The 8,307-nt window shown below is 61.7% G+C and carries 4 protein-coding genes; all 4 read left to right on the top strand.

Annotated elements, in window-relative coordinates; translation table 11 throughout:
- Positions 1 to 217: 217 nt before the first annotated feature.
- Positions 218 to 3,502 carry a DNA methyltransferase gene (locus PKE44_RS04570; RefSeq protein ID WP_324548514.1) on the top strand — a complete coding sequence of 1,095 codons (3,285 nt, stop codon included), beginning with the start codon at positions 218 to 220 and terminating at the stop codon, positions 3,500 to 3,502.
- Positions 3,503 to 4,924 (top strand): AAA family ATPase, encoded by a 1,422-nt coding sequence (locus tag PKE44_RS04575; RefSeq protein ID WP_324548515.1) that lies wholly within the window; start codon positions 3,503 to 3,505, stop codon positions 4,922 to 4,924. It begins immediately after the preceding gene.
- Entirely contained in the window at positions 4,921 to 5,466 is a 546-nt protein-coding gene (locus tag PKE44_RS04580; protein WP_324548516.1) for a hypothetical protein, read from the top strand. The genes PKE44_RS04575 and PKE44_RS04580 overlap by 4 nt, the downstream gene beginning before the upstream one ends.
- Before the next feature lie 100 nt (positions 5,467 to 5,566).
- Positions 5,567 to 8,307, top strand: a 2,741-nt coding sequence (locus tag PKE44_RS04585) for a DEAD/DEAH box helicase family protein (protein ID WP_324548517.1), incomplete at its 3' end; no start/stop codon positions are given.

Consider the following 8,307-nt stretch of genomic DNA (forward strand, 5'->3'; position numbering starts at 1 on the left):
CGTGCATGGCTTGCCGGCCGATGCCGGCAGGTGCGGCTTGCCGGATCGTGCCGGCGGTGGCACAAGCCATCGCCGGCGCACGCCGCCGCTGCCCCCGCGCTTGCGGCCGTCCGCCCCGCGTACGGACGGCGACGCGCCGCGTGCGGGCCGCTATGTAATGAGTCTTGCGGATGTTCAGGCTGCGCTGTTCGACAGGAAGCCCCGAAGGAGTCCCCCCATGTCCACCCCGATCCCGCCCCTGCAGCAGGCGCTGCTCGCGCTGGTGCCCGCTGATGGTTCGTCGATCGGCAACACGGCCTTGCGCAAGGCGCTCGGTGTGCCGGAGGCCGACTACTGGGCGGCGCAGGCGGCGCTGGTGGCGGATGGCACGCTGCTGAAGGGTGCCGGGCGCGGAGGTTCGGTGCGTCGGGCGCAGATCGAGGCGCAGCCGGCGGTCGTGCCGGTGACGGAACCGGTGCCGGCAGCGGTCGCGGTGTCGCCGGCGCTCAGCGGGGACGAGGCTGCAGGCGAGGAGCAGATGCCGGCAGTCGCCGAAGCGTCGGGCGGCTTTGCACTGGAATCGCAGGTTGCTCCGCCGCCGTCGCCGGTGCAGTTGCCCTTGCGCACGACGGCCCCGAAGCCGTCGGCGCCGGTGGCGGCACGACCGGCGAAGGATGAGTCGGTGCAGGTGCTGTCATATCGCCACCTCGACCGGCGCGTGAACAATCCGGAAGTCGGCATGGTGACGCCGGCGACCGACCCCGAAACCGGCAAGCAGGTCTGGGCCTATTCGCAGCATCTGGACCCGGCGCTGCAGTTCGATCCGCAGCGCGCGCAGATCGAGGCGCTGATCGACGAGGCGCTGGCTTCGGGCGAGGCGGAAGTGATGCGGATGGCGCTGGAGGAGCTGAAGCGTTTGCAATCGCCGTATCTGCAATGGGCGGGCAAGGCCGAGCGCACGCAGTTCGAGGTCGATACCGTCAGCCTGCACGTTCACGAGCGCATCGACCCGGCGAGCATCCTCGCGGCGGTGCGCAAGGGCATGAAGGACGAAGGCAAGCCGAAAGCCCCCGGCCAGCGCCTGCAATACGGCCTGTTCGATGCGCCGTTCGAGAATCTGCCGCTGCGCGATGCCATCGATTTCTACCGCCACGAACGCGGCTGGGCGAACCGGCTGGTGGCCGGCGATTCGCTGCTGGTCATGAACAGCCTGCTGCAGAAGGAGAACATGGCCGGCCGGGTGCAGATGATCTACATCGACCCGCCTTACGGCATCAAATACGGCTCTAATTTCCAGCCGTTCGTCGGCAAGCGCGACGTGAAGGACCGTAACGATGCCGATCTGACGCAGGAACCGGAAATGATAAAGGCATTCCGGGATACCTGGGAATTAGGGATCCATTCGTATCTGACTTATCTGCGCGATCGTCTGCTGCTTGCCCACAAACTGCTGCACGAGTCGGGCAGTGTGTTTGTGCAGATTTCGGATGAGAACCTGCACCACGTAAGAGAAATCATGGATGATGTGTTTGAGGCAGAGAACTTCGTCAGTGTGATCGTAGTCCAGAAGACAGGTGGGCAAAGTGCGGAACTGTTAGCTAATATCGCCGACTACTGCATTTGGTACGCGAAGTCAAAGATATCTATAAAATACCGACAGATCTATCGCGAAAAAACCGCCGGGGAAGGTCATGGCTCCGGCGAACGTTACAACTTGACAGACAAATCAGGGCGCCATTTCCAATGGACAGCCCTTGTCTCGAATCGGCCACCTGGCTCTTTTCCTATCGAGTTTCAAGGAATTACCTGGAAACCAAGTGGTGGCTATTGGAAGACTGGAGAATTGGGATTTCCTCGACTCATCAAAGCTGGACGGGTAACCGGCGGTGCAAAGACACTTCGGTACAAACGTTTCTTGGATGACTTTCCTGCCTATCAAATATCAAATGTTTGGACTGACGTTGCCGGCAGCCCGGACAAAATGTATGTAGTGCAAACCGCCGCTGCTGTCATTCAACGCTGCCTTCTGATGACCACCGACCCCGGCGACCTCGTTCTCGACCCCACCTGCGGCAGCGGCACCACAGCCTATGTTGCCGAGAAATGGGGCCGGCGCTGGATCACCTGTGACACCTCGCGCGTCGCCGTCACGCTTGCCAAACAGCGACTGATGACGGCGAGCTACGACTATTACGAACTCAAATACCCGCAGGAAGGGCTGAAAGGCGGCTTCATCTACAAGACCGTGCCGCACGTCACGCTCAAATCCATCGCCAACAACCCCGACATCGACAGCATTCACGATCGCCTGCATCCGGCCATCACCCGCGCCCTCGCCCTGCTCAACGGCACCCTGAAAACCCATCCGCCGCGCGAACGCTTCAAGGTCAGCGAAGGCGGACGCAAGGGACAATGGCTCGATTTCGCCAAGGGTGACGGCTTCGAGGAATGGGAAGTGCCGTTCGATTACCCCGACGACTGGCCCGAAGCCGCCCGCGCCCCGTTCGATGCCTTCCACAGCGCCCGTCAGGCCATGCAAAGGCAAATGGACGACTCCATCGCCGCCCATGCCGAACAGGAAGTGCTCTACGATCAGCCCGCCATCTCGAAAACCCGCCTGCGCATCACCGGCCCGTTCACCGTCGAAGCCGTACCGTTCCCGAGCGTGCGCAGCCTCGACGATACCGGCAGCGGCCCCGCCGAAGCCGACGCCAGCATCGCCCGCACCGGCGAATCCGGACGCCAGCATCAGTGGCGCGACGAACTGCAGAAGACCGGCATCCGCGGCAAGGGCGGACAGATGCTCAAGTTCACCGATCTCGAAGCCCTGCCCTCGGATCAGGACATCCGCAATCTGCACGCCAGCGGCCATCTCGACAGTGGCGAGCGCGTCGTCGTCAGCTTCGGCCCCGAACACGCCGCCCTCGAACAACGCCAGGTCGAAAACGCCCTCGCCGAAGCCGGCCGCTTGTTCCCGCTGCCGAAAATGATCGTCTTCTGCGCCTTCGCCTTCGACCCCGAAGCCGCCAAGGACATCGACGCCCTGCGCGGCATCACCGCCCTGAAAGCGCAGATGAACACCGACCTGCTGACCGAAGACCTGAAGAAAGCCCGCGCCAGCAATCAGAGCTTCTGGCTGATGGGCCAGCCCGATGTCGAAGTCCGCCAGCGCCCCGACGGACTTTATGAAGTCGAAGTCCACGGCTTCGATTACTTCGATACCATCAAGGGCGAGCTGATTTCCGGCGGCAAGAACAAGATTGCCCTGTGGGCACTCGACCCGGATTACGACGAACGCTCCCTGTTCCCGCGTCAGGTATTCTTCCCGCTCGCCGGCAAGGGCGAAGGCTGGGAAAAACTGCGCAAGACCATCCGCGCCGAACTCGACGAATCCCGCCTCAGCCACTTCCACGGCACCATCAGCCTGCCGTTCGCAGCCGGCGACCATCGCCGGATCGCGGTGAAGATCGTCGATGACCGGGGGATTGAATCGTTGAAGGTGATGATGCTGGGGGCAAACTGAATGAATGCCACTGTCAACCCCAAGCCTCAACTGGACCTGGCTAGCTGGCAGTTTCAGGTCAGCAAATTAGGATGTCTGACTGCGGATGTCAGCGAGATTGAATTCAAGCCCCTCACTCTGGTATGCGGACAGAACAATACGGGCAAGACCTGGGTGCTTTATGCACTCTATGGATTCCTGGCCGACACCGGAATGTACAAACTGCCGGGCATTGATGACCTGTCCAATGAACTGCTCAGCAAAGGACAACGAGTTTGGGACTTCGGCGCCTGGCTGACTGAGAATTGCTCAAAAATCATCAAGGCAATCAACTCGGATACCCGAAGAAGATTGCCTTCCATCTTCAACAGCTCCCCGGACTTCTTCAAGGAAGCCAACTTTGCCTGGAAGGTTGCCCCCCAGCAGCTCATTGATCGGGGCATCGCGCGCGAAATGGACTTTCGTCTGGCACTGGGGCGTGAACGCAACGAGATATTCAGGCTGGTCAAGCCAGCCAATGAGATCATTGCCAATCTGGTCATATCATCAGATTCGTTTCCGGACATCAACGCCATCCTTTCCGATGCAATCGTTCGGCACCTGATAGGCAATCCATCCAATCGCAATGTTTTCCTGATGCCTGCCGAAAGAAACGGCCTGCACTTGTTTTATCGGGAATTGGCCAGCAGGCGCACTGCACTGCTGCACCACGCAACCAAAAAAGACAAAGACATCGACATCATTCAACTCATTCAGGATGTTGCCAGATCACGCTATCCCCAGCCAATTGCCGATTACATTGACTGGCTGAACGCATTGCCGGACATTCGTAAAAAGCGCAGTGGCATCTACCATGAACTGGCGGAGGAACTGAAGAAGATCATCGGCGGACGATACGATATCGACTCCGAAGGAGAAATCAGTTTTACGCCATACAAAGCCAGACGTGGCGACAAGGAAGCTTCGCCGAAACTGGAATTTCATCTGTCTTCATCCACAGCAAAAAGTCTTTTCGGTCTTTGGGCATACCTTGAATACAGCGCCGAACCCGGCGATGCATTGATGATTGACGAACCGGAATTGAATCTGCACCCGAGCAACCAGAGAAAACTGGCCAGACTGTTGGCAAAGCTTGCCAACCATGGCCTGCACGTCATCATCAGTACGCACAGCGATTACATCGTTCGCGAAATCAATTCAATGATCATGCTGTCAAAACAGAACGAAATACAATCCGCTCTGATGAAGCGCTTTGGCTACTCCGAAGACGAAATCCTGTCCCCGGACAAGGTTGCCGCGTGGCTGTTCAGCAATCAGACCATATCTGCCATGCCGATCGATGCGGAAGAAGGCATCAACGCCAGCACGTTCGACGAACAAATCCATGACCTCAACGAAACCAGCGACGCGATCTTCTATGCGTATCGAGATGGCGAAATATGATGTCACTGGTCGGGGTGTTCGAGGGATTGATCCACAGTGACTGGCGAATTGAACGCATCGATTCCAACTGGCATGTCCGGGAACACAAACCCACCAGCAATCCGGACCTGAAAATCAGTGGCGCCAAAGCCTTCGGTTTCTCACTGGACCAGTCCGGACGCATGGCCTGGCCATTCATGCAGGCTCTGGCAGGCATGCACAAGGTCTGCGACGCCATCATCATTGCCGAAATCGATGACGCACCACTCGTCATCGCCGTTGAACTGAAATCCGGAAACATCGGCACGGCAAGCCGCCAGATTCACAGCACATGGCTGTTCATGGAATGGCTGCGCACGCTGCTGGAATACCATTCACACTGGCCGCATGGCTGGATGTTCTGCGGACTGATCAGCAGCACACCTCGCCGTCAGGAACACAAGGGCACTACACATCGCAACCGCAGTTTCGAAATCGACAAATCCGGCCCCTATCCAGTCGCAAAAATCAGGAACAGGCCAAACATCAATCTCCGTGACCTGCACAAAGAACTGAGCCCGTGATGTCAGCCACCCGTAAACGCACTGCTTTTTCCCCGTTTCCTCCGCCCCGCTCCCGCGACGGTCGAACGGCTGAAAAACCAAAGGTCACGGTGTGACCGGCATGCACCATTCGCTGATCATCAATTCCCCGTTCGAACCGCCGACCCATCACTGGCGCCGGAAAAGTGATCGGCAGCTCGAACTGGTCAGCGGCCGGCGGCCGGCCGGGTATGAAATCTTCGATACCCGCAACAACACCACGCGCGTCGTCACGCTCGATCTGGTCAACCGCATCCGCGAGCGTGTCGCCGAATGGCGGACGGCCGGCTGGCCGGGGCTGACCTCGATCACCCGGCAACTGCTCGAACACTGGCAGGACCGCAGCCCGATCCGGCAGTACCCGTTCTACTTCTGCCAGCTCGAAGCCATCGAAACCCTGATCTGGCACGTCGAGGCCCCGGCCGAATTCCGGCAGGGCATCTTCGTGCCCGGCGACGGCGGGCCGTGGGAACGCATCTGCAGCAAGATGGCGACCGGCACCGGCAAGACGGCGCTGATGGCAATGATCATCACCTGGCAGGTGCTGAACGCACTGGCCTATCCGAAGGAAACCGCGAAGTTCGCCAGCCGCGTGCTGATCATCGCGCCCGGCCTGACGGTGCGCGAACGCCTGCAGATCCTGCGGCCCGGGCATCCGCAGAACTATTACGACGAGTTCTCGCTGTGCCCGAACGAGGCGCTGCGCCAGAAGCTCAACGGCATCGAACTGCTGATCGAGAACTGGCACACGCTGATGCCGGCACGACCGCCGGAACGCTCGGTGGTGCGCAAGGGCGCGGAAAACGATGAAGCCTATGTGCGGCGCGTGCTCGGTCCGCTGGCGGCCAGCCGCAACCTGATCGTCCTCAACGACGAGGCACACCATGCCTACCGCCGGCCGGCGGAGCTCAAGATCAGCCGCAAGGATGTCGAGTCCCTCGGCATCGATCTCGAAGAAGCCACCTGCTGGATCGCCGGGCTCGACCGCATCCACCGGCAGCGGCGCATCGTGCGCTGCTTCGATCTGTCGGCCACCCCGTTCGCGCCGACCGGCAAGACCAGCACCGAAGCGGCACTGTTCGACTGGGTGGTTTCGGACTTCGGACTCAACGACGCCATCGAGGCCGGACTGGTCAAGACACCGCGCGTCGTGATCCGCGACGACGCCCTGCCGGACGCCCGCACCTACCGCAGCCGGCTGTATCACCTGTACCGGGAGGCCGAGGTCGGCGAAGACATCAACCGCCGCGGCGCACAAGCCACCGAAGCCCTGCCGCAACTGGTGCGCATCGCCTACACGCTGCTCGGCGCCGACTGGCGGGCGACCCGCCAGAGCTGGCAGGCCGCCGGCCACGACATTCCGCCGGTGATGCTGACCGTCTGCAACCGCACCGAAACCGCGGCCCGCATCGAGCACTACTTCGGCAGCGGCGATGTGCAGTGGCCGGAACTGCAGGCCCCCGAACGCACGCTGCGCGTCGATTCGAAGGTGCTCGCCAAGGCCGAAGCCGGCGAGGCTGCCGGCAGCGACAAGGCTTACGAGGAATGTTTGCAGGCCATCGTCGCAGCGACCGACATTCCGGCCACGCGCAAGGCCGAACTGCGGGCACTGAAGAAGGAGGAACTGCTGCGCGCCATCGTCGATAACGTCGGCAAGCGCGGCACGGGCGGACAGGACCTGCAGAACGTGATTTCGGTGGCGATGCTCTCGGAAGGCTGGGATGCGAAGAACGTCACGCACATCCTCGGCCTGCGCGCCTTCACCAGCCAGTTGCTGTGCGAGCAGGTGGTCGGCCGCGGCCTGCGGCGCGTGGCCTACGAGACCGAAACCGTGCGCTGCCCGGATGGCGTCGAGCGCGAGCTGTTCCGGCCCGAATACGTCAACGTGTTCGGCGTGCCGCTGACGGTGTTTCAGGACAGCGAGGAAGGCGGTGATCCGCCGCCGCCGCCGCGCCCGAGCACGGCCGTGCAGTCGCTCGCCGAGCGCAGCGACTTCGAGATCGTCTGGCCGAACGTGCTGCGCATCGATGCCGTCGTGCGCCCGGAACTGACGATCGACTGGGCGCAGGTGCCGGCGCTGAAGATCGATCCGGCGCGCATCCAGCTCAGCGCCGAGCTGGCGCCGGCGCTCGGCGATGCCGCCGATCTGTCGCGCGCCGTCAGCATCGATCTTGAAAAGCTGCCGGCCGATTTCCGCCTGCAACGCCTGCTGTTCGTCGCCGCGCGCAAGGCATTCGAGCAGTTGCGTCCGGGCTACGAAGGCAGCCGCGAGTGGCTGGTGCAGCAACTGATCCGGCTGGTCGAGCGCTTCTTCGCGTCGGACCGGCTGGAGATTCCGTCGCGCTTCCATCAGGACCCGCTGCGCCGGCGCATCCTGATCGCGCTGTCGATCGACGAGATCGTTCAGCACGTCATCGGGCAGATCGAACAGCGCAACGTCGAGCGGCTGGAGCCGGTGTTCGATCCGCAATGGCCGATCGGCTCGACCCGGCAGATGCGCACCTGGTACACGACCCGGCCGTGTCTCGAAACCGCGAAGTCGCAGATCAGCCACGCGGTCGCCGACAGCACCTGGGAGCAGTACACGGTCGGGCGGCTGGAAGCCTGCGCCGGAGTCGCCGCCTTCGCGCGCAATGACCATCTCGGCTTTCAGGTGCACTACCTCTGGCGCGGCAGCCGCCGGCGCTACGTGCCGGACTTCCTGATCCGCTTCGCAAACGGCAAGCAGATGGTGCTGGAGATCAAGGGCGAGGACTCGGAGCAGGACCGCTGCAAGCGCCGTGCGCTCGATGCCTGGGTGCAGGCGGTCAACAGCCGCGGCGG

Origin of the sequence: Plasticicumulans sp., assembly GCF_035331805.1 — a bacterium.
Lineage (GTDB): Bacteria > Pseudomonadota > Gammaproteobacteria > Competibacterales > Competibacteraceae > Plasticicumulans.